The sequence below is a fragment of the Mogibacterium kristiansenii genome (assembly GCF_009695905.1).
GTDB lineage: Bacteria > Bacillota > Clostridia > Peptostreptococcales > Anaerovoracaceae > Mogibacterium_A > Mogibacterium_A kristiansenii.
In genome coordinates, this window is sequence record NZ_VUNA01000004.1 from 16965 (window position 1) to 39359 (window position 22395).

The 22395-nt window shown below is 55.8% G+C and carries 18 protein-coding genes; 17 read left to right on the plus strand and 1 reads right to left on the minus strand.

What is annotated here, in order from left to right:
* Nucleotides 1–38 precede the first annotated feature (38 nt).
* Nucleotides 39–1259, minus strand: a complete 1221-nt coding sequence (locus FYJ65_RS02735; protein ID WP_154553827.1) for a homocysteine S-methyltransferase family protein — start codon at nucleotides 1257–1259, stop codon at nucleotides 39–41.
* A 131-nt stretch (nucleotides 1260–1390) separates the two neighbouring features.
* Here FYJ65_RS02735 and FYJ65_RS02740 point away from each other — a divergent pair, with 131 nt between their 5' ends.
* The 17 genes from FYJ65_RS02740 (at nucleotide 1391) to FYJ65_RS02825 (ending at nucleotide 22361) form a co-directional block, all read left to right on the plus strand.
* Nucleotides 1391–1927, plus strand: coding sequence for a DUF2284 domain-containing protein (locus FYJ65_RS02740; RefSeq protein ID WP_154553828.1), 537 nt, complete (start codon nucleotides 1391–1393; stop codon nucleotides 1925–1927).
* A 36-nt stretch (nucleotides 1928–1963) separates the two neighbouring features.
* Nucleotides 1964–3706 carry a cobalamin-dependent protein gene (locus tag FYJ65_RS09630; RefSeq protein ID WP_235898182.1) on the plus strand — a complete coding sequence of 581 codons (1743 nt, stop codon included), beginning with the start codon at nucleotides 1964–1966 and terminating at the stop codon, nucleotides 3704–3706.
* Between the two features lie 30 nt (nucleotides 3707–3736).
* Entirely contained in the window at nucleotides 3737–4720 is a 984-nt protein-coding gene (locus tag FYJ65_RS02755; RefSeq protein WP_154553829.1) for an ornithine cyclodeaminase family protein, read from the plus strand.
* A 34-nt stretch (nucleotides 4721–4754) separates the two neighbouring features.
* On the plus strand, nucleotides 4755–5993 hold the full coding sequence (gene hflX, locus FYJ65_RS02760) for a GTPase HflX (protein WP_154553830.1): 1239 nt from the start codon (nucleotides 4755–4757) through the stop codon (nucleotides 5991–5993).
* A gap of 44 nt (nucleotides 5994–6037) precedes the next feature.
* Nucleotides 6038–6658, plus strand: a complete 621-nt coding sequence (locus FYJ65_RS02765; protein ID WP_154553831.1) for an HAD family hydrolase — start codon at nucleotides 6038–6040, stop codon at nucleotides 6656–6658.
* On the plus strand, nucleotides 6651–7688 hold the full coding sequence (locus FYJ65_RS02770; protein ID WP_154553832.1) for an ABC transporter permease: 1038 nt from the start codon (nucleotides 6651–6653) through the stop codon (nucleotides 7686–7688). Before FYJ65_RS02765 ends, FYJ65_RS02770 begins: the two co-directional genes overlap by 8 nt.
* The gene (locus FYJ65_RS02775) at nucleotides 7681–8511 is read left to right on the plus strand and encodes an ABC transporter permease (RefSeq protein WP_154553833.1); all 831 of its coding nucleotides are present in this window, start codon (nucleotides 7681–7683) and stop codon (nucleotides 8509–8511) included. Before FYJ65_RS02770 ends, FYJ65_RS02775 begins: the two co-directional genes overlap by 8 nt.
* Nucleotides 8512–8579: 68 nt before the next feature.
* A complete protein-coding gene (locus FYJ65_RS02780; RefSeq protein WP_154553834.1) occupies nucleotides 8580–10142 on the plus strand; it encodes an ABC transporter substrate-binding protein in 1563 nt (520 codons plus the stop codon).
* A 3-nt stretch (nucleotides 10143–10145) separates the two neighbouring features.
* Nucleotides 10146–11663: an ATP-binding cassette domain-containing protein gene (locus FYJ65_RS02785; protein WP_154553835.1), complete on the plus strand. Its 1518-nt coding sequence runs from the start codon at nucleotides 10146–10148 to the stop codon at nucleotides 11661–11663.
* Nucleotides 11650–12492, plus strand: a complete 843-nt coding sequence (larE, locus tag FYJ65_RS02790; protein WP_154553836.1) for an ATP-dependent sacrificial sulfur transferase LarE — start codon at nucleotides 11650–11652, stop codon at nucleotides 12490–12492. The genes FYJ65_RS02785 and larE overlap by 14 nt, the downstream gene beginning before the upstream one ends.
* Nucleotides 12485–13828, plus strand: coding sequence for a nickel pincer cofactor biosynthesis protein LarC (gene larC / locus FYJ65_RS02795; RefSeq protein ID WP_154553837.1), 1344 nt, complete (start codon nucleotides 12485–12487; stop codon nucleotides 13826–13828). Before larE ends, larC begins: the two co-directional genes overlap by 8 nt.
* Before the next feature lie 10 nt (nucleotides 13829–13838).
* Nucleotides 13839–14777, plus strand: coding sequence for a nickel pincer cofactor biosynthesis protein LarB (gene larB / locus FYJ65_RS09635; protein ID WP_235898183.1), 939 nt, complete (start codon nucleotides 13839–13841; stop codon nucleotides 14775–14777).
* A 540-nt stretch (nucleotides 14778–15317) separates the two neighbouring features.
* Nucleotides 15318–18347 carry a DUF6273 domain-containing protein gene (locus FYJ65_RS02805; RefSeq protein WP_154553838.1) on the plus strand — a complete coding sequence of 1010 codons (3030 nt, stop codon included), beginning with the start codon at nucleotides 15318–15320 and terminating at the stop codon, nucleotides 18345–18347.
* A 176-nt stretch (nucleotides 18348–18523) separates the two neighbouring features.
* Complete coding sequence (locus FYJ65_RS02810) at nucleotides 18524–19324, plus strand: mechanosensitive ion channel family protein (RefSeq protein ID WP_154553839.1); 801 nt, start codon at nucleotides 18524–18526, stop codon at nucleotides 19322–19324.
* A gap of 127 nt (nucleotides 19325–19451) precedes the next feature.
* On the plus strand, nucleotides 19452–20549 hold the full coding sequence (locus tag FYJ65_RS02815; RefSeq protein WP_154553840.1) for a M24 family metallopeptidase: 1098 nt from the start codon (nucleotides 19452–19454) through the stop codon (nucleotides 20547–20549).
* Nucleotides 20550–20651: 102 nt separating this feature from the next.
* Nucleotides 20652–21803 (plus strand): DNA recombination protein RmuC, encoded by a 1152-nt coding sequence (locus FYJ65_RS02820; protein ID WP_154553841.1) that lies wholly within the window; start codon nucleotides 20652–20654, stop codon nucleotides 21801–21803.
* Between the two features lie 132 nt (nucleotides 21804–21935).
* The gene (locus FYJ65_RS02825; RefSeq protein ID WP_206157292.1) at nucleotides 21936–22361 is read left to right on the plus strand and encodes an RrF2 family transcriptional regulator; all 426 of its coding nucleotides are present in this window, start codon (nucleotides 21936–21938) and stop codon (nucleotides 22359–22361) included.
* Nucleotides 22362–22395 lie beyond the last annotated feature (34 nt).

Consider the following 22395-nt stretch of genomic DNA (forward strand, 5'->3'; position numbering starts at 1 on the left):
AAACAAATTCGCCGCGGCCCGCTCGTCCGGCAAGCCCCCTAGATTACCAGTCCGTAGCGGTTGGCCAGCGGCAGAAGCTCCTCCTCCGGCAGATCGCCGGCATAGAGGACCCGGCCCTGATAAATTTCCAGCGCCTGCTCCAGAAGGGACGCATCATTGCAAAGAATGCACAGCGGCAGCGAGATGGCGTATTGGAAGTCCTCCAGGTGATCCAGCTCCTCCTCCGCTTTCAGTTCAATCGTCATGAAGAGAGCCTCGTCGTCCTCCTCTGCCTCCTCGCAGGAATCCTCCAGGTGCTCATCGCAAGGATAGATTTTGCCGATTTCGAGATCCGTCGGCAGGAGGTAGAGATTCTTCTCCGTCGCCAGAGGGATTTTGCCCTGAAAATCCGGGTGAGGCGGAAGGAATTCCACATTCTGAAGCTCTCGGTGAATCGCCCGAATGTGCTCCTCCGTGGAGCCGCAGCAGCTCCCGAAAATGCCTACGCCGGCGGCCGCCAGATCCTTCACGTAGGACGCCAGTTCCTCCGGACCGCAGTCGTAGTAGGTCTCCCCGTTCTTCGTCTTTGGCATGCCCGCATTGGGCTTGGCGATAAGAGGCACCTCCGCGTACTTCTGCAGCCGCTGAATGTGGGGCAGCATCTGATCCGGCCCCGTGGAGCAGTTCAGCCCGAAGGCATCGATGCCCATGTTCTGCAGGATTACCAGCGCTGCCGCAATATCGTTGCCCATCATCGTGCGTCCGTTGGCCTCACAGGTAAAACACACCATGATGGGTTTATCGGAAATTTGCCGGATGGCCAGCACCGCCGCCCGGGCTTCCGCCAGGTTGGTCATGGTCTCCACGGCGTACAGGTCCACCCCGGCTTCCTCCAGGGCTTCCGCCTGCTCCCGATAGATTTCCAGCATCTCTCGGAAGGTGGTGTTTCCGATAGGCTTTAGAAATTTGCCGGTCTGGGAGATATCCCCCGCCACCAGCGCGCGCCCCTCGGCATTATCCAATGCTATTTTTGCCAGACGTCGATTGTACTCCGGCACCTGATTGAAGACGCCGTACTCCTCCAGCTTGACCCGGTTGGCCCCAAAAGTAGGGGCGTACAGCACGTCGCTTCCGGCTTCGATGTAGTTGTTGTGCAAATCCGTAATGGCATCCGGGTGCTCCAGCACCCACTGCTCCGCGCTGATGCCGCCCCGGTAGCCCCGTTTTTGAAGCTCGGTCCCCGTGGCGCCGTCCAGCAGAATCGGAAAATGAAGTTCCATAATATGCTCCTTTATGCTTGTCTCTTTGTCCCTATAAAATCTTTTCTTAATATTATAGGCAGAGGGTTTTGGAGGTGTCAAGAAAATATCAAAAATGGTATAATGAATCATTATACCGAGGGGGTAGGGAAATGAAAACAGAGGAGCTCATCGAGCTGGCACTGGAGGTGGGATTCGACCACGCCGGAGAACTGAATATGGGGGCGCTGGACTTCCGGCCGGAGGTGCGGGATATGTGTTCAAGCGGACGCTGCCGGGCCTACGGCACCCGGTGGAGCTGCCCGCCGGCGGTGGGGGATCTGGAACGCAGCCGTCGGCGCACGGAGAAGTATCATCGGGGGATCCTGGTACAGACCACGGGGCAGATGGCCCACGACTTTGACAGCGAGGGAATTTTACAGGCAGAGAAACGCCACAAGGAACGGTTTGCCACTTTGGTGCGGCAGATTCGTTACGGATATCCGGACTGCCTTCCCATGGGAACGGGGGCCTGTACCCTGTGTCGAAAGTGCACCTATCCGGACCGGCCCTGCCGCCATCCGGAGGAAATGTTCACTTCCATGGAGGGCTACGGCTTGCTGGTAAATGATGTGGCAAAAGCCTCCGGACTTCGGTACGACTACGGGCCGGGCACCATCACCTATTCCGCTGCGGTACTGATTGACTAGAAAAGGGATTGTTTTAGGGACAAAGGAGAACGCAAAATGACACCAAAAGAAATATTTCTGGAACTGTTGAAGAAAGAGGGGCGGCCGGAGCGCCTGCTGGACCAGTATGAAGCTCTGCAGATGGCGCTGGGGGATCCGGTGAGCCGGTACCTTCGGGCCGGTCAGGTTCGGGGATCTCGGACCATCGACCGCTGGGGCGTGACCATTCTTTTCCCGGAAGATGCGCCGGGCACCATCCCGTATCACTCGGAGGAAGCCACGGTGCTGAAGGACATTACCCGATGGAAAGAGGAGGTCCACGCACCGGATATTAAAAGCAACTGCCAAGAGGGCTGGGAGGAATTCCGAAAAATCCAGCGGGAAAAGGCGGGAAATCAGCGCCTTCTGGCGGGTTTTATGGGAACCGGAATCTTCGAACAGTGCCACTTCCTGATGGGTTTCGAAGACACCCTGACCAATTTTTACGAGCACCCGAAGGAGATGCACGAGTTGATTGACTACATCCTCAGTTACCGCCTGGAATATGTTCGGATGCTGATTAAGGGATTGCAGCCGGACGTCATCTTCTCCCACGACGACTGGGGTGCGAAAAACCAGCTGTTCATGAAGCCGGAAATCTGGCGGGAATTCTTTAAGGAACCGTATCGGAAGTTCTACGGAGAGATTCGGGATGCGGGATGCATCGCCATCCACCACTCCGATTCCTATCTGGTGCCGATTCTGGATGATATGGTGGAAATCGGCATTCAGTGCTGGCAGGGAATCCTGCCGGAGAACAACATCCCGGAAGTGGTGCGCCACCTGGACGGCCGAATGATCGTCATGGGCGGCGTGGGCGCTGAGATAGACCGGAGCGATGCCACGGAAGAGGAAATTCGGGAATACATGCGCAAGATGCTGAAGCAGAACGGATCCCTGGAGCACTTCATCCCATCCATCACATATGGGCTGAGCGGCACCATTTTCAAGCACGTGGATCCGATTATCGACGAGGAAATCGCCCGGTACAACAATGAGCTTCACTTCCGGCACTACAACTATCCGGTGACGGGAAAGAAATATGCCCTTTCCACGGACAAAAATAAATCCGCGTCTCACGGGGAACAGAAGGTGTCCGACAGTGTTCGGAAGAGCCCGCTGGGAAAGGTGGCGGACGTGCTGATGAAGGGAAACCGGAACCGGATGGAGAAGGTGTGCCGGGAAGCCCTGGATGCGGGATATGCGCCTCAGGAAATTCTGAACAAGGGATTGATTACCGGAATGACGGAAGTGGGCAATGCCTTCTCCCGGGGAGAGGTGTTCGTCCCGGAAATGCTGATGTCGGCAAAATGCATGACCACAGCACTGGATCTGCTGAAGCCCATGCTGGTAGCCGATGCAAGCGCATCATTGGGTAGAGTGTGCATCGGCACGGTACAGGGGGATATGCACGACATCGGAAAGAACCTGGTGAAAATCATGCTGGAAGGAAACGGCTTTGACGTGATTGACCTGGGAAGCGATGTGCCGGCAGAGACCTTCGTCCGCACCGCCAAGGAAGAGAAGTGCGATATCATCTGCTGCTCCGCGCTCCTCACCACCACCATCGAAGAGATGCGGAAGGTGGTGGAAGGCTGCAAGGCAGCGGGTATCCGAGAGGATGTGACCATCATGGTAGGCGGCGCCCCGGTGACTCAGGATTTCTGCGACAGCATCGGCGCGGATATCTATACGGACGATGCCACCGCCGCGGCCAAAGCAGCGGTTCAAGCGATGGAAAACCGGCAGAGGCCGGCGTAACGAAATATGGTTTTATAGGAGGAAAAGAAAATGCTGTTACTATCGAAAGAAGACATTCGCAAAGTCGTAACCATGGCAGATATCATCGAGGGCAACAAGGTGGCCTACAAGAGCGTGGTGGACGGAGAAGTGGAGAATCCGCTGCGCACGGTAATTCCGGGAAAATATGACGGATCCTTTGTGTTCATGCCGGCCTACGCACCGGGACTGGATGCGGCGGCGCTGAAGGTGGTGGATATTTTTCCCCACAACCCGGAACAGGGGCTGAAGACCTCTCCGGCGCAGGTGCTGCTCATCGACGGTAAGACGGGATACATCCGCGCCATCCTGGACGGCACCTACGTGACGGAAGCCCGCACCGGTGCGGCATCGGGAGCCGCTTTCGATATTCTGGGAAAGAAGGCGTGCCGCAAGGGGGCCATGATCGGCACCGGCGGACAGGCGGCTTGCCAGCTGGAGGCCATGCTGACGGCAAGAAAGTTGGAAGAGGTGGCCGTGTACAGCCGGAACAAGGAGAAGCGAGAGGCTTTTGCGGCGGAGATGCAGGAGGAACTGAAGGAATTCGGCACCCGAATCTATGCGGCGGACAGCGCCGACGAAGCGGTGGAAGATTCAGACCTGCTGATTACGGTAACGGGATCTTCGGAGCCGGTATTTGACGGCACCAAGGTAAAACCGGGCTGCACCATCAGCTGCGTGGGCACCTACGAACCGCACAAGCACGAACTGGATCCGGCGGTGCTGCCGAGAACCGCTAAGATTATCTGCGACTCCAAAGACGCGGTGATGGCGGAAAGCGGGGACCTGCTGATTCCGATTCGAGAGGGCATCATTTCCGAAAGCGACGTGCTGGGAAGCCTGGGAGACGTGATTAACGGCACCGTGGCCGGCAGAGAGAACGACGACGAGATCATCGTCTTTGAGAACGTGGGCATTGCGGCTCTGGATCTGGTGGCGGCAAAGGTCATTTACGATAAAGCGGTGGAGAAGGGCATCGGCCAGAGCTGGGGCTAGAACCGACACCGAAGCGGAACATGGGAAATAGGATATGGAACAAATCGAAAAGACAGAAAAATATATTTTGGTGGCGGTAGCCACCGGCGAGGAAGAGGCGGCCTGGGCATCCCTAGAGGAGTTGGGGGAACTGGTGCGCACCGACGGCGCAGAGGTTTCCTCCATGGTGGTGCAGAACCTGGACCATCCGGAGCGGGCCACCTATGTGGGCAGCGGCAAAGCCCTGGAAATTCGGGAGATACTGGAGGTGCAAGAAGCGGACGGAATCATCTGTGACGATGAACTGACCCCGTCCCAATTCCGAAATCTGTCGGAAGCCATCGGGGCAAAGGTGCTGGATCGGACCCTGCTGATTCTGGATATCTTTGCGGCTCACGCCAAGACAAAGGAAGGAAAGATTCAGGTGGAAATCGCCCAGCAGCGATACCGGGCCTCTCGCCTCCGGGGAATGGGAGAAGCCATGTCCCGGCTGGGTGCGGGCATCGGTACTCGGGGACCGGGCGAAACCAAGCTGGAGACGGACCGCCGGGTGATTCAGAAGCGAATCAAGGTGCTGTCCGATGAGATCGAGGATATGAAGCGGGTGCGGGAAACTACCCGGAAAAAGCGGTCCGAAAGCGCCACCATGACCGTGGCCATCGTGGGATACACCAACGCGGGGAAATCCACCCTGCTGAACAAGGTGACGGATGCGGGCATCTTGGCGGAAAACAAGCTTTTTGCCACACTGGATCCCACCACCCGAACCGCGGTGCTGCCGGACGGACAGTCGGTGCTGCTGACGGATACCGTTGGTTTTATCAACAAGCTGCCTCACCATTTGGTGGACGCCTTCCGAAGCACGCTGGAAGAGGCAAAATACGCAGACATCATCATGCACGTGATCGACGCATCCAACCCTCAGTGGGAACTGCACCGGAAGGTGGTGCTGGACACCCTGAAGGAGCTTGGCGTGGTGGGCAAACCGCTAATCACGGTGTGGAACAAGATGGACCTGCTTCCGGAAGGAGAGAAGAGGCAGGATTTTCAGGCAGATGCATCGGTGATGATTTCCGCCAAAAAGAACCTGGGCTTGGAAGAGATGTTTGAAGAGCTGGGACGAATCGTTCGGGAATCTCGGGTGTACGTGAACACGGTGCTCACCTACTCGGAGATGGGCATTCTGGAACAGATTCGGAAATTCGGACAGCTGCTGGAAGAAAAATACGAGGGGGACGGCATTCACGTGAAGGCCTACGTTCCCCATGCTTTGGCGTACCTGGCAGAACGGTAACATAGGGCCGGCGAAAGCACCGGGAAAGAAAACGAGGCGATGATATGATAAAAACAGTTATTTTCGATATCGGGCGAGTGCTGATCGGCTTCGAGTGGAAGGATTACGTCCACCGACTGTTCGGCAATCCGGAGGTGGAAGCCCGGGTGACCGATGCCACCTTCGGCAGCGGAATCTGGAACGAGATGGACCGGGGAATTTGGTCGGAGGAAGAGGTGCTGGCGCGGTTCATCGCCCGGGCGCCGGAACGGGAGAAGGAAATCCGGGTCGCCTTTGACCGGGTGGGATGCTGTACGGAGCGAAAGGAGTACGCCATCCCGTGGATTGAGGATCTGAAGGCCCGGAGATACCGGGTGCTGTTCCTGTCCAACTATTCGGAACATGTGCGAAAGCGAAGCACACATACACTGGATTTCCTGCCGTACCTGGATGGGGGCGTGTTTTCCTATCAGGTGCACCGCATCAAGCCGGAGCCGGAGATTTACCGCATCCTGCTGGAGAAGTATGAGCTGAAGGCAGAGGAGTGCGTCTTCGTGGACGATAACGGGAAGAACATTCAGGCGGCCCGGGAACTGGGCTTCCGCACCGTGCATTTTGAGAATTACGAACAGGCTCGCGAAGCGCTGGAGAAGTTGCTTCGGGAAGACGGGGAAGCGGATGAATAGCCGGATTGAAAATCAGAAGAATCCGGGCATCCGGCGGAGCCGGGTCGGTGCTGCGGCGGGAGGTCTGGTGCGGGGCTTGTTCCTGCTGCTGGTCCTGTCGCTGGTGGTGTTCTTTCTGGCGCGGGCGTGCCCCGGAGATCCGCTGCGGTCCTGGTACGGGGACGGGGTGGACCGGCTGAGTGCGGCACAGAAAGAGGCCATGCGCCGGAACCTGGGACTGGACCGGTCCCTGTGGGTGCAGTACGGCCTGTGGCTTCGGAACCTGTTCCAAGGCAACCTGGGAATCTCCCTTAAATACAAGCGGCCGGTGACGGCGGTGCTGGGCAGCGTGGCGGGAAATACCGCCATTCTGGGACTCCTGGCCTACGTGATGACCTTTCTGCCGGCTTTCCGAATCGGGAGCAGCTGTGCCCTGAAAGAGGGCAGCCGAAAGGACCGCCGGCTCTCCCGTATCGCCGTGGTGACGGGAAACATTCCTTCCTTCTTCCTGGGACTGCTGCTGATTTTGTTTTTCACCGTGAAAATCCGGCTCTTTCCCTCCGGCGGCGCCTATTCCTACGGTATGGCTCACAGCCTGCCGGATCGCATATGGCACCTGGTGCTTCCATGTGCCGTGCTGGTGCTGGAGCACGTGGGCTACTACGGCCTGATGGTGCGGAACCTGCTGGTGGAGGAAACCCGAAAGGACTACGTGCTGCTGCACAAATCCCAGGGCATTCCCCGGGAGAAAATCCTCCGAAGATACTGCATGAAGAACATCCTGCCGGGCATGATTCCGGCCATGACCATGGCGGTGCCCCACATCCTGGGCGGTACCTACGTGGTGGAAATGGTCTTCGGTTATCCGGGGCTGGGCACCCTGGCCTTCGAAAGCGCCCTGTACAAAGATTTCAACGTGCTGATGGCGGTGACCCTGCTCACCGGCGCCCTGGTCATCTTCTGCAACATGCTGGGAGAGGTCCTCAGTGCGGCCATCGATCCGAGAATGAGGGACGATGCGGCGGAATTCCGGGAGGTGGATTATGAATAAAAAAAAGAATCGCCTCGGCCCGGGCGTCCGGCTGAGCATCATTCTATTGGCTGTCGTGGGCATCGCTTCGCTGCTGGCGCCTCTGCTGGCACCTTACGGCCCCAACGAGATGGGACCGGCCATCAACCAAGCCCCTTCGGCAGATCACCTGTTCGGCACCGATTCCATGGGTCGGGATCTGCTGAGCCGTATTCTGTACGGCGGGCGGGCCAGCCTGTGCATCGGACTGATGGCGGCGGCCATCAGCACCGGCATCGCCATGGTCTACGGATCCCTCAGCGGAATGAGCCGCCGGTGGGTGGACCGGGGACTCATGGGTTTTGCGGACCTGATGCTCAGCGTGCCTCAGATCCTGATTGTGGTATTTCTCCAGGCGATTTTCGGAAAATCCGGATACCTGTCTCTGGCCCTCTCCATCGGCGTGACGGGCTGGATGGCCATGGCCCGGATCATCCGAAACGAAGTGCGGCGGATTCGGGAGACGGATTACGTCACCGCGGCCCGGATGATGGGCGGCAGCTTCGGGTACATCCTTCGGAAGCACCTGCTGCCGGGCTTTCTGCCGGCGGTGCTGTACGCGGCGGTGAGCAGCATCGGCGCGGCCATGATGACGGAGGCCACCTTGAGCTTTATGGGATTGGGACTCCCGGTGGCGGAGGTGTCCTGGGGAGGCCTGCTGTCCGACTCCCGGAATGCACTGCTCTCCGACAGCTGGTGGATCATCCTGATTCCCGGCATCGTGCTGATCGGAACACTGATCGCCATCGCGGCGCTGGGGGAACAGGTGCGGAAGGGGAACACCCGGCTGCACAGCAATTTATAAGCCCTTGAAGGGGAAAACCGGGCAAAGAGATTGGCGTTATTTCTGCGTAAGCGAAAGGTAGAAACGAGATGAAAAATATTTCTAAGAAGTGGAAGCGAATTCTGCCGGCCATGCTGCTGGTTCTGGCATTGGCCTTTCTGGCCGGATGCGGCGGCGAGACGAAGCCGGCCGGCGACACCATGGTGTACGGCAGTCAGGACTATACCGCCATTAACCCGGCATTGTACGAGCACGGGGAGATTAACCTGCTTATTTTTGCCGGATTGACGGCCCACGATGCGGACAACAACGTGGTTCCCGGACTGGCAGAGAAGTGGAGCTACGACAAAGGCGCCAAAACCTGGACATTCCGCCTGCGGAAAAACCTGACCTTCCACGACGGCGAACCTCTGACCTCAGCGGACGTGAAGTTCACCCTGGAATCCATCCTGAACGAGAAGAACGGATCGGAAATTGTGTCCAACTACGCGGACATAAAGAAGATTTCCTGCCCGGATGCCCGCACGGTGAAGATTCAGTTGAAGGAAGAGAATGTGGGATTCCCGGAATACATGACCATCGGTATCCTGCCGAAGCACCTCCTGGAGGGGAAGGATCTCACCACCGACGAGTTCAATCAGAAGCCGGTGGGCGCCGGACCGTACAAGCTGACGGAGTGGGACGAGGGACAGAGCATCACCCTGGAGCGGTTCGACGGATACTATGCCGGAAAAGCCAACATTCCGAAAATTATTTTTAAAATCGTGCCGGACAGTGCCACCCGTCTCCTGCAGCTGGAATCCGGCGACCTGGACATGGCCCAGCTGACTCCGAAGGACGGCAAAGCCCTGATGAAAAAGGATTCGGACTGCAGCGTGTACGAGATGGACACTGCGGACTACCGGGCGATTGCGTATAATTTTGCGGGCAGCAAGCTGTTCAAGAAGTATCCGGAGCTGGCGAACATCCTCAGCTACGGCATCGACCGGCAGGCGATTCTGAAGAGCGTGCTTCTGGGCGAGGGGGAGATTGCCTACTCGCCGATTCAGAAGAATCCGTTCAACGACAGCAGCATCGAGAAGTTCAATTACGACCCGGCGAAAATGAAATCCCTGCTGGAGCAGGACGGCTGGAAGAAAAACAAGGACGGTTGGTACGAAAAGGACGGCACGGAGCTGAAGTTCACCATCGCCGCCATGTCCGATGATCAGGTGCGGGTGGATATGGCCAACATGTGCGCGGAGCAGCTGAAGAAGGAAGGCATCCATGCCACGGCGGAGAACCGGAAGGAGCTGGATTGGGCCGGTCAGGATGCCTGCATCATCGGATGGGGCAGCCCGTTTGACGCGGACGACCATACCTATAAGGTGTTCACCACCGGTGCGGGAGACAACTACACCGGATACTCAAGCGCCGATGTGGACCGGACCCTGGAAGCGGCGCGCTCCACCGACGACAACAGCCTGCGGAAGCAGTATTACAGCACCTTCCTCCACCGCATGACCGAGCAGATGCCGTTCACCTACATCGCTTACATCAAAGCCAACTACGGCGTGAACAAGGCGGTAAAAGGCGTGGACAAGAACGTGGTCCTTGGGCACCACGGCGTGGGGATTTTCTGGAACGTAGCGGATTGGAAACTGGAACGATAGAAGATGATGAAGGATTGCGTCAACAAGGGAGAAAGGAATACGGGCAAAAATAAAACCGTTCTGAAGGTGGAGAATTTCCGACTTTGCTTTAACGGTCGCTTTGGCGCGGTGCATGCGGTGCGGGATGCCAATCTGGAAGTTCGGCGGGGCGAGATTGTGGCCCTGGTGGGCGAATCCGGCTGCGGCAAAACCGCACTGTGCCGGGCCATCCTGATGCTTCACTCCGCCCATGCCCGGTACCTGTCCGGAAGAATTCTCCTGGACGGCCGGGATGTGCGGACTTGCAGCGAAAGGGAAATGGAGCAGATTCGGGGCAAGGCGGCGTCGCTGGTATTCCAGAATCCGCTGAGTTCCCTGAATCCGGTGTACCGAATCCGGGAGCAGCTGGAAGAACCCATGCGCCGTCACCTTGGCATGAAGGATGCCGGCGCGTTGGAAGTCCGCTCCCGAGAGCTTCTTCTGGAAATGGGCCTGAAGGAGCCGGAGGAGATTCTGGAAAAATATCCCCATCAACTTTCCGGGGGACAGCGGCAGCGAGTGGCGGTGGCCATCGCGCTGGCGGGAGATCCGTCTCTGATCGTCGCCGATGAGCCGACCACTGCCTTGGACCCGGAAACCGCGAAGATGGTAACGGACCTCCTTCGCCGGGTGGCGGATGAGAAACAGAAGGGCATCCTCTTTGTGACTCACGACCTGGCGGTGGCGTCGGCGTTGGCGGACCGGGTGCTGGTGATGAAGAACGGGGAAATCCTGGAGCAGGGAACCACGGAAGATATTTTTGCGCGGCCGAAGGAGAACTATACGAAGAAGCTGGTGCGCTGTGCGGAGTGGGGACGCGGGAAAGCGCCTGCGGAATCATTGAAGCCGGAGCCGGAAAGGAAGCGCCTGGCAGCGGTGCATCACCTGACGGTGCGGTATCCCGGAGCGCCAAAACCGGCGCTGAGGGACTGCAGTCTGGACATCCGGGAAGGGGAAATCCTGGGCCTGATCGGCGAGTCGGGCTGCGGCAAATCCACCATGGCTAAGGTGCTTTGCGGCATACTGAAACCTTCCGCCGGGGAGGTGGAATTCTTTCGCCCGGTGAAACCCGTCCTGATCTTCCAGGATTCCGTGGCCTCCTTCAACGAACGGATGACCCTGGGCGAGATTGTTCAGGAGCCGCTGGTCATCGGGAAAATGCCGCCGGAGCGGCGAAAAGAAAAGCTCCGGGAGCTGACAGAACAGGTGGAGCTGGAAGAGGCATTGCTGGACCGGTATCCCTATGAGGTTTCCGGGGGACAGCGGCAGCGGGCGGCCATCGCCCGAGGGCTGGCCATGGATCCGGAATTCCTGATTGCGGACGAGCCGGTGTCCTCCTTGGACGCCCCGGTGCAGATGGAAATCCTTCGGCTGCTGAAGCATCTTCGGGACCGCCGCAATCTAACCCTGCTGATTATCTCCCACGATATTCCTATGGTGGAACACATCAGCGACCGGATTATCCGGATGGAAAAGGAAGGACTTAGAGATGAATTCAAATAAGTTACAAGAGAAGGAAGCGCAGCTGCGGGAGAACCTGCGGAATCTGGGCTCTCTGGCGGTGGCGTTTTCCGGCGGGGTGGATTCTACCTTTCTGCTGAAGGTTGCCCATGAGGAGCTGGGGGACCGGCTGTTGGCGGTGACCGCAAAGGGCAGCGTGTTCTCGGGACGGGATCTGTCTCAGGGAATGGAATTCTGCCGACAGGAAGGCATCCGTCAGGAAATCGTGGTGATGAACGAGCTGGAGATTCCCGGTTTTCAGGACAATCCCCCGGATCGCTGCTACATTTGCAAAAAAACAATTTTTCAAAACCTGCTGGATACGGCGGCAAGTCACGGCATCCCTCACGTAGCCGAAGGAAGCAACATGGACGACCTGGTGGATTACCGGCCGGGACTCCGCGCCCTCCGGGAGCTGCAGGTGCTGAGCCCCTTGAAAGAGGCGGGCTTATATAAAGAAGAGGTTCGACAGCTTTCTCGAGAGCTGCTCCTTCCCACCTGGGACAAACCTTCCGCCGCCTGCCTGGCCTCCCGTTTCGCCTACGGCGAACGGATCACCCGGGAAAAACTCCGCATGGTGGAGCAGGCAGAAGACTTCCTGGCGGATCAAGGTTTCCGGCAGGTTCGGGTGCGCATCCATGGGGCCGACCTGGCCCGGCTGGAGGTGGCGCCGGAACAGCGGGAGAAGCTGCTGTCTCTGGGGGACTCGGTAACGGAAGCCCTTCGGCAAATTGGTTTTACCTACGTCACCATGGACTTGAAAGGGTACCGCACGGGAAGCATGAACGAAATTCTGAAGGATGAGAAGAAGAAGGGAGTTGTCAATGGATAGAACATTGTACTTGGAATGTGAAAGCGGAATCAGCGGAGACATGTCGGTGGCCATGCTCCTGGACCTGGGGGCGGACCGGGAGGTTCTGGCAGAGGCCCTGAAATCCTTGCCGCTGCAGGGGTACGAGATTCGGATTTCCAGGGTGAACCGGAACGGCATCGATTGCTGCGACTTCGACGTGGTTCTGGAGGAGGAGAACCACGACCACGATATGGAGTACCTGTACGGGGAAGGGGAAGGCCATACCCATGCCCACGAACACGAGCATGCGCATGAGCACACCCACGAGCATGAGCACGAACACACCCATGAGCACGAGCACGAACATTCGCATGGCGACGACCATGCCCATGCCCATCATCATTCCCACGCTCATGTTCATCGCCACCTGGCGGAAATCAATCGGATCATTGACGCCGGCAATCTGACCGACGGCGCCAATGCCCTGGCAAAAAAAATCTTCCGCATCATCGCGGAGGCGGAGAGTCGGGCCCACAACCTTCCTTTGGAGAAGGTGGGCTTCCACGAGGTGGGTGCGGTGGACTCCATCGTGGACATCGTGGCTTTCGCCGTGTGCTTCGATAACCTGGACATCCGCCGGGTGCTGGTGCCAAAACTCTGTGAGGGCACCGGAGTGGTTCGCTGCCAGCACGGAATCCTTCCGGTCCCGGTTCCGGCGGTGACCAACATCCTGGAGGGTTCCGGGATTCCGATGGAAATTCTGCCGTACAAGGGCGAGTTCGTCACTCCAACCGGTGCGGCCATCGTAAAAGCAGTTCGTACCGGCGGCGGTTTTCCGGCGGGCTGCACCATCGCCCGCACCGGAATGGGTGCCGGCAAGCGGCAGACGGAACGGGCCAACGTCCTTCGGGGCATGCTTCTGGAGTCTGCGGACGAAGCGTCGGATTCCGTGTGGAAGCTGGAATCGGATATCGACGACACCACGGGGGAAGTGCTGGGCTACACCCTGGAGCGCCTGCTTGAGGCGGGGGCTAAAGATGCCCACTACCTGCCGTGTTTCATGAAAAAGAACCGACCGGCGTGGCAGCTCCAGGTAATCTGCGATGAGGAGCACCGGTCGGCGCTGGAGCGCATCATCTTCCGGGAAACCACCACCATCGGCATTCGGCGCATCCGGATGGAGCGAAGCATCCTGAAGCGGCAGACCGGAAATGCCCGGACCCCCTTCGGAAATGTGAGAATTAAAATCTGCCGGAGCGGGGATGAAACTTATTTTTACCCGGAATATGAGGACGTGGCGGCGATTGCTCGGGAGAAGAACGTTCCTTTCCAGGAGGTGTACCGGGCGGCACAGCAGGAGGCACGGGAGTTGTAAGGAGAACGGTATGGATATTCAGGAGATTTTGAGAGGCTACAAGGCGGGGGAGATTTCCCTGGAGATTGCGGAGGCGAAAATCCGCCAGATTGATGAGCGGCCGGGGAAGGGCTATACCAACATGGGATTCGCCCGACTGGACACCCAGCGGAAAGAGCGGTCGGGTTTTCCGGAGGTGATTTTCTGCAGCGGGAAGCCGGACGATTATCTGGTGGCCATTTACCGCAAAATCACGGAATTGGAGGGCCGGGCGTTCGGCACGCGGGCCACGCCGCACCAGGCGGCGCTGGTACAGGAAGCCATCCCGGCGGCGGAGTATGACCCGGTGTCCCGAATCTTGAAGGTGGAACGCAGTGGTGGTGCCTCCGGCAACACCGGCGCCTCCGGCAACACCGGCGCCTCCGGAATGCATGGAGTCTCCGGCAGTTGTGACATCTCCGACGTTAGCGGAGCCACCGGCGTGCACGGCGTCTCCGGTATCGGTACTGCCTCCGGCGCGCATGGGGCTTCCGGTAATAATGGGGCCTCCGGCGGCCGGGTTGCGGTATGCACCGGCGGCACAGCGGATATCCCGGTGGCCGAGGAGGCAGCGCAGACGGCGGAATTCTTTGGCGCCCGAGTGGACCGGTTCTACGATGTGGGGGTCAGCGGCATCCACCGGCTGTTCAATAACATGGATGAAATCCGCAAAGCCGATTGCGTCATTGCGGTGGCGGGCATGGAGGGGGCGCTTCCGACGGTGATCGGCGGAATGGTGCGAAATCCGGTCATCGCCGTCCCTACTTCTGTGGGTTACGGCGCCAACATGCAGGGCCTGACGGCATTGCTCACCATGATCAACTCCTGTGCCAATGGAGTGGCAGTGGTGAACATCGACAACGGCTACGGTGCCGGGTACATGGCAACTCAGATCGGCCGGCTGGCAGCATCCGGCCGCAACCGGGAATAATAGGAAAAAAAGAAACCGAAGGCGCGCGCCTTCGGTTTCTTCATTGTTGGGATGCGGCGCGCGGGCCCGGGCGCCGGTAAGGTTCGCGCTCGCCTGCTCGCAAAGCCAACGAACTCGGTTTCCTTGCGCGAACCGCGGGCCAGGAAAAGAGGAAAATGCGGCCCGGTCGCCGGCGAGGTTCGCGCTCGCCTGCCCGCAAAGCCAATGAACTCGGTTTCCTTGCGCAAACCGCGGGCCGGGGAAAGAGGAAAATGCGGCCCAGGAGCCGGTAAGGTTCGCGCTCGCCTGCCCGCAAAGCCAATGAACTCGGTTTCCTTGCGCGAACCACGGGCCGAGGAAAATGGAAAATGCGGCCCGGTCGCTCCAATTTCCTATTGCTTTTTTCAATTGGCAAAAGCGCCGGCAATAAAATACAATCACATTTATATGCCGTACACGCACAACATGCCAACATGCTGCACATGCACGGCGCGCCAATAGGTTGCGCATCCACAGCGCGCCAACGAGGCGTGTCAACGCAAAGGAAGGAAAAGGAAAACAATGAGAGGGATGACATTTCGGAAAATCCGGAAACTGGGGCTTATCGGAATTCTTTTTATGATGGTAATGGTGCTCTCCCTGCAGGGGGCTTTTGCCGGGGAGAAGCCGGAACTCCGGAATCCGAAGCTGGTCTCGGACGGAGGCAGCCAGAATACCCAATGGGATACCGTTTATTACGGATACTATCCGCAGACGGAAATCGTGGGGGAGGCCGGACAGTGCGGAATCAAAACCACCCTTTGGAACTCGGAGTCGGATTATTCCCTGGAGCCGGAAGTGTATGCCAAGCTGGAGAAGGCAAGGTACACGGCGGATGGGGATACGGTGCTGAACGGCATCAAGTACCGTCGTATGAAGGCGGAGGACCGGACCTACATCTCCAGAGGTGAAATTGACAATCGTTACTTCTGGAATGCCAAAATCAAATACCACTACTTTCGCTACGAGCCGATTCGTTGGCGGGTTCTTTACGTGCAGGACACCGCCAAGGGAAAATGGGCACAGCTTTTGGCGGACAAAATCCTGGACGATCGGAAGTACAACGAAACGCAGACTGACATCACCTGGGAAAAGTCCACGATTCGAAGCTGGCTCAACGGATACGGTGCGGAAGCCAATCAAAACGGGCAGGACTACAGCAAGAACGGTTTCATAAAAACAGCATTCCGAGAGGCCCAACAGGCACCGATTGTTGCCGGGCGCGTGGAGAATAAAAACAATTATGACTGCGGCACCAACGGCGGAAACGACACGGAAGATCGCATCTTTCTTTTATCGGAGGATGAATTGTACCGGTCTCGGCTGGCGTGGTATTATGGATTCGTCGCAGCACCGAATTCCGGTTCGCCGGAGGATATCAAGCTGGCGCGGGATATGGAGGATGAAGGCAGGCGCGCTCAGGGCAGCACCTACTCCAAGGCGAAGGGACTGTGGTGCAATCACGAAAAGGGTTTTGAAGGCAACAGCATGTGGTGGATGCGTTCCCCGGGGCAGTTCGAATGGAATGCCGCGTTTGTGTGCAACAGGGGCTTTATCCGCTACTTCGGAACGAGAGTGGAGGCCGCAGACGTGGGAGTTCGTCCGGCCATGGTTTTGAATATGGATGATGCCGACTGGACATACGGCGGAACCGCAATCGGTCAAAAAGGCGGAACGGAGACCGCTCCCCCGTCCATGAATGTTTTTGGGGACGAGGTTCTGGAATATGAAGAGGGGGAACCGGAGGCACCGGCCAAGGTCATGGTTTCCAAAATCTCCATCGCCGCATCGCCGTCTCTGAAGATTGCCGCCGGTAAGAAGACCACCCTAAAAACAAAAGTCTCCCCGGCGAAGGCGACCGACCGCTCCGTCACGTGGACCTGCAGCAATACCAAATACGCTACGGTAAACAGCAAAGGCGTGGTGACGACTAAGTCCAAGGGGAAAGGAAAGACGGTGACCGTCACCGCAAAGGCCAAAGACGGAAGCGGAAGTGAAGATGCGGGCGTAAAGACTCTGTATGCGAAGGACATCGTGACCCTCAAGGGAATGAAGGTGAACGAAGTTTCCGGATCCACCCGGACTCCGCTGAAGAAGGACGTTACTTTTGTTTTCTATGATAGTTCTACTCAGACAATTGAAGCAAAAGTTACCGCAAAGAACGGCGTTCTTCCGGATGTTTCGATGTACAAGGATCACCGTTACATCGTCTATGCACAGGACAGCCGGTACGAAATGCCGAATTACTACATTCAGATTTCCGCGGATGGCAAAGTAACCACCTACAAGAACGGAATCAAGGAAGTATCCGGTTTTGACATGACGCGCCGTGCAGAAGACTTGGCAAAGCCGGAAGATGCGGCTAGAGTGCACGTTACCATGCCGGTGTTCTACGTAGATAAAGACGGAAATCAGAAGACCGTTTCCGGCGTAAAAGTAAGATTGGTGAACCAGTACGATACCGTAGAGACTGTCAGCGATAAGGATGGAAACATTAATGTTAATCTGATGGAAGATTACAACTACATGGTTCTCGTGGACGATGAGAAGTATAGCATTGAATCCTTCCCACTCACCGTCAAAGACAAGTCTGAATACGGCTGGGGAAAATACACATTTAACCACTTCAGCTGCGGAAGTGTCAGCTCCCTCTTCCTGGTAGACAAGGGAACCGAGCATGACAGAGACGTGCAGATGATTGGTTCTTCAAAGAACACGACCGTAACCGGACTGAATTTCGGAAACGGAAGCTACTTCATCAACGATCGTGTGGTAGACCAGAAGGTTAAAGCGCTGGAAGGCAAGGACTATGAAGTCGTAGATGTGGATGCGGTGAACATGTATCGTACGGAGATTTCCAAGCTCTCTGCAGGTGATTTTGTTTATACCCGTGCGGTTCCGGAAGGAAAGAAGGTTTCGAAGGTATACTATATCGACGATAATGACAAGCTCCATGAGCTGAAGTTCATCGAAAGCAATGGCGTCGTTACTTTCAAGATGGGATCCGTTTCCCTGTACAACAATGTAATCGTATACGCCGGAGAGAAGCTGCAGGCAAAGGATGTTTCCCTGTCCAAAACCGCTTACACTTACAGCGGCAAGGCAAAGAAACCGGCAGTGACTGTAAAATTCGACGGTAAAAAACTGAAGGCAGGAAGTGATTACACCGTAAGCTATTCCGCAAACAAGAATGTGGGAAAAGCAAAAGCAGTCGTTACCGGCAAGGGTAAATATGAAGGTACAATCACAAAGACCTTTAAAATCAACCCAAAGGGTACTTCCATCAAGCATCTGAAGAAAGGTGTGAGAGCGTTCAAGCCAACCTGGAAGAAGCAGACCAAGCAGATCAGCGGATACCAGGTTCAGTACTCCACCAAGAAGAGCTTCAAATCGGCAAAGATCAAGAACGTTTCTTCGAAGAAGAAGTCCACATGGGTCATCAAACAGAAGAGACATAAGAAGTATTATGTAAGAATCCGTACCTACAAGAAGGTAGGCGGAAGCAAGTACTACTCCAAGTGGTCTTCCGCAAAGAGCATCAAAACGATGTAATTTTCGGGAAAACGAAAATCATCCATACTTTAAAGAAGAGATTGGCGCTGCCTTCGGGCGGCGCCAATCTCTTCTTCTTTTTATCACCGTATGAACATTGAAATGGGACGTCGTTCGGGCTATAATGATGCTGTTTGCGAATTGGGCGAAAGCCCGCAACGGAAAAGGAGAAAAGAGTGGAGAAAAGTCTGGAAAAAGTTTTGAGCGTGCTGCTGTCCAAGGGAATGATTATCAGCGCCACTTACGTTGTGGCCGCCTTCATCTTGGTAGTGTTGCTGAACCATTTATCCAAGAAATATCGGGAGAAAATCGATCCCGCGGACATTCGTCTGAATGCTTTTGTGCGGAGCGTTTTCAATACCATCAAGGGAATCGTTGTTGTCATCTGCCTGTTTGCGGTGCTTCAGGCCAACGATATCAACATCACGTCCATGATTACCGGCGTCGGCGTGGTCAGTGCCATTGCCGGCCTTGCGTTGCAGGATTTCTTCAAGGACATCATCATGGGGATTCACATCGTGAACGATCATTCCGTAGTGGTGGGTGAAGTGGTGGAAATCAACGGCGTGGAAGGCATCGTGCTGAGCTTCTCCCTGATGACTACGGTGCTTCAGGACCTGAACACGGGCAATACGGTGGTGATGTGCAATCGAAACATCACTCAGGTGGCCAAGGTCAACGGCATCTACGACATCGATCTGCAGCTGGCTTATTCGGAAGATCCGGATCGGGTAAAAGAAGTTTTTAGCGAGGCGGCAAAAGAAATCGCCAAGAACAAGGGGATTACCCGAGCGGAGTATTTGGGCATTCAGCGGTATGAGGCGTCCGGGGTGATCTATCGGATTCGCTATTACTGCTCTCCGAAAATTCACTGGCCGATGCTGCGGGCATCCATGGCCATCATTCAGCGATATATTATCGCCTCCGGTTTGGAAATCCCGTATCCGCAGATGGATGTGCATCATCGGAACATGTAATCTATGGGAATATCTTTTTTTATTGAAAAACAAAATAGTAGACCAAAGTTTAGACTTTATACTAGTTTATGAAAACCAATCGTGATATTATAGGGTCAGAGTCATTATATATAAGGAGGACGAAATAATGAACGAAAAATTCACTGCAAAACAGAACGAAAGAATTGCTCGTGTAATGGAGAAAATGAAGGAAAACGGCCTGGAGCAGCTGCTGATCAGCGATCCAAAGAGCATCGCATTCCTGACCGGTATCTTCGTAGATCCGTATGAAAGACTTTGGGCACTGCTGCTGAAGTCCAACGGGGAGCACGTATTCTTTATGAACACACTGTTCTTCGTTTCCGAAACAGGATACAAGGAAGTTTGGTTCACCGACATGGACGACCAGATCGGTCTGATTATGGAGAACATCGACAAAGAGGGCACCCTGGGAATCGACAAGACATGGGCGGCTCGTTTCCTGATTCCGCTGCAGGAGCGTTGCCCGAACCTGAAGACCGTATGGGGTTCCAACTGCGTAGATGATGTTCGTGCAGAAAAGGACGAAGAGGAAATCGCTCTCATGAAGAAGGCTTCCGAAATCAACGACGTCGTAATGGAGAGAGTTGCAGAGTACATCAAGGAAGGCATGACCGAGAGACAGGTTGCAGACTTTATCGATGCAGAGTACCTCAAGGAAGGTGCATCCGGAAACAGCTTCCCGACCATCGTATGCTTCGGTGAGAACGCTGCAGACCAGCACCATGAGCCGAGCGAAACCAGAACGCTGAAGGCCGGCGAGTGCATCCTGATTGACATGGGCTGCGTATGGAAGGGTTACTGCTCCGACATGACCAGAACATTCTACTGCAAGAGCGTAGATGAAGAGCAGGCAAAGATTCACGACATCGTTCGTACCGCTGTTCTGAAGGCAGAGGAAGTAATCAAGCCGGGAATTCCGGTTTGCGACATCGATAAGCAGGCAAGAGATTACATCGATGAGATGGGATATACCAAGTACTGGGGCGTTCGTCTGGGACACTTCATCGGTCAGGACGACCACGAATTCGGTGATGTAAGCCCGATTAACCACAATCCGGCTGCTGTCGGCAACATCTTCTCCATCGAGCCGGGAATCTACATCGAAGGAAAATACGGCGTTCGTGTAGAGGACCTGGTTCTGGTAACAGAAGATGGTCACGAACTTCTGAACCACGTTGAGAAGAAGTATCGTATCGTTGGCTAATCTCTGAGCAATCGGAAGATTTTGAATTTCAGACGATGAAAAGAAGCGGATGTAACCTAGGTTATTCCGCTTCTTTGTATTAAGGGAAAAGGAGAGTTGTGTATGTTGGAACAGGTGCTGCTGATATTGTTGGTTCTGATGAGTGCCGCCATCATTGCGCTTTTGTGGATGCTGGCGGGGGGCGTGCGGCGGAGCGGCGCCAAGACCGGGGAGTACTTCCGGTTGTACAATCAATCTGCGGTGGAAACTCAGAAGGCCATTGCCCAGCAGCAGGACGCTTTGCAGCGGGCGGTGGCCCAGCAGCAGGATGCTCGGCTGAAGGCTTTGGACGAGAATTTCAGCCGGCTTCGTCAGGAGAACGCCCAGCAGATAGAAAATATCCGAAAGACGGTGGATGAGAAGCTTCAGGATACCCTGGAAACCAAGCTCACCCAATCCTTTGGCCTGGTCAACGAGCGATTGGAACAGGTGTATAAGGGCCTGGGGGAAATGCAGACCATCGCCTCCAATGTGGGAGATCTGAAGAAAATCCTTTCCAACGTAAAGACTCGGGGCATTCTGGGGGAGGTGCAGTTGGGCGGAATCCTGGAGCAGATTCTCAGTCCGGAACAGTACGAGGAGAACGTGGCCACCCGGCCGGGAAGCTCGGAGCGGGTGGAATTTGCGGTAAAACTTCCGGGTTCCGGTGCGGGAGAGACCGTATACCTTCCCATCGATGCCAAATTCCCCGGGGACACTTACAGCGCTCTTCAGGAGGCGTATGATACCGGGGACAAAGCGGAAATTGAACTGGCGCGGAAGCGCTTGCTTACGCGGATTGCTTCGGAAGGGAAGGACATCTGCGATAAGTACATTGCCGTCCCGTACACCACGGATTTTGCAGTGATGTTTTTACCCTTTGAGGGGTTGTACGCGGAAGTTGTGCGTAACGGGATGATTGAGATGCTCCAACGAAAGTATCGGGTGACCATTGCGGGACCGACCACCATGGCGGCGCTGCTGAATTCCCTGCAGATGGGTTTCAACACTTTGGCAATCGAGAAGCGGTCTAACGAGGTGTGGAAGCTGCTGGCGTCGGTGCGCTCGGAATTCGACACCTTTGCCGACGTGCTGCAGAGCACGCAGCATCGGCTGAATCAGGCCAATGCGGATTTGGATCGGCTGGTGGGCGTGCGAACCCGGCAGATTCAGCGGAAGCTTCGAAATGTTTCGGAGATGGGGAATGAAACCGAACAAAAAAATCTGGACGAATAAAGTAGTTGACTACTGACTTGGTATGTGATATTTTTAAATAATGTTGCACGAAAATGAATAATGTTTCAAACTGCAGTGGCGACAGGAAAGAATGGGGAATTTGAGGACTGGAGAAAGAAAGGAATAAGAAAAATGCTTTTTACAAGAGAAACGGATTACGCATTACGGCTGCTGCGGAATCTTGATGCAAAGGAGCACAAGAGCATCAGCCAACTCATCGACAAGGAACTTATGACCACTGCTATTACCTATAAGGTTGCCCGAAAACTGGATCGAGGCGGCCTGATTGAAAGTGTCCGGGGAAATTCCGGTGGATATAAGTTAACCAGGGATATGAGCGAGATTACCCTCTATGATGTTTTCAAAATCATGAATCCGGACACGGTACTCAACGATTGCCTGCATCCGGATGTGAAATGCCCGTTGGATTCAGAGGATGCCCCTTGCCGATTCCATAAGGAGCTTTGCCGAATCCAGAAAGTCCTGTTTGAAGAGCTTCAGCGAAAGTCTCTGGCGGAGATTATGAAGGAAGAGGCTGCGGAAGAGAACGCAGAATAGAATGTTATTTTAGCAAAAAACAGCGGATGGAGGC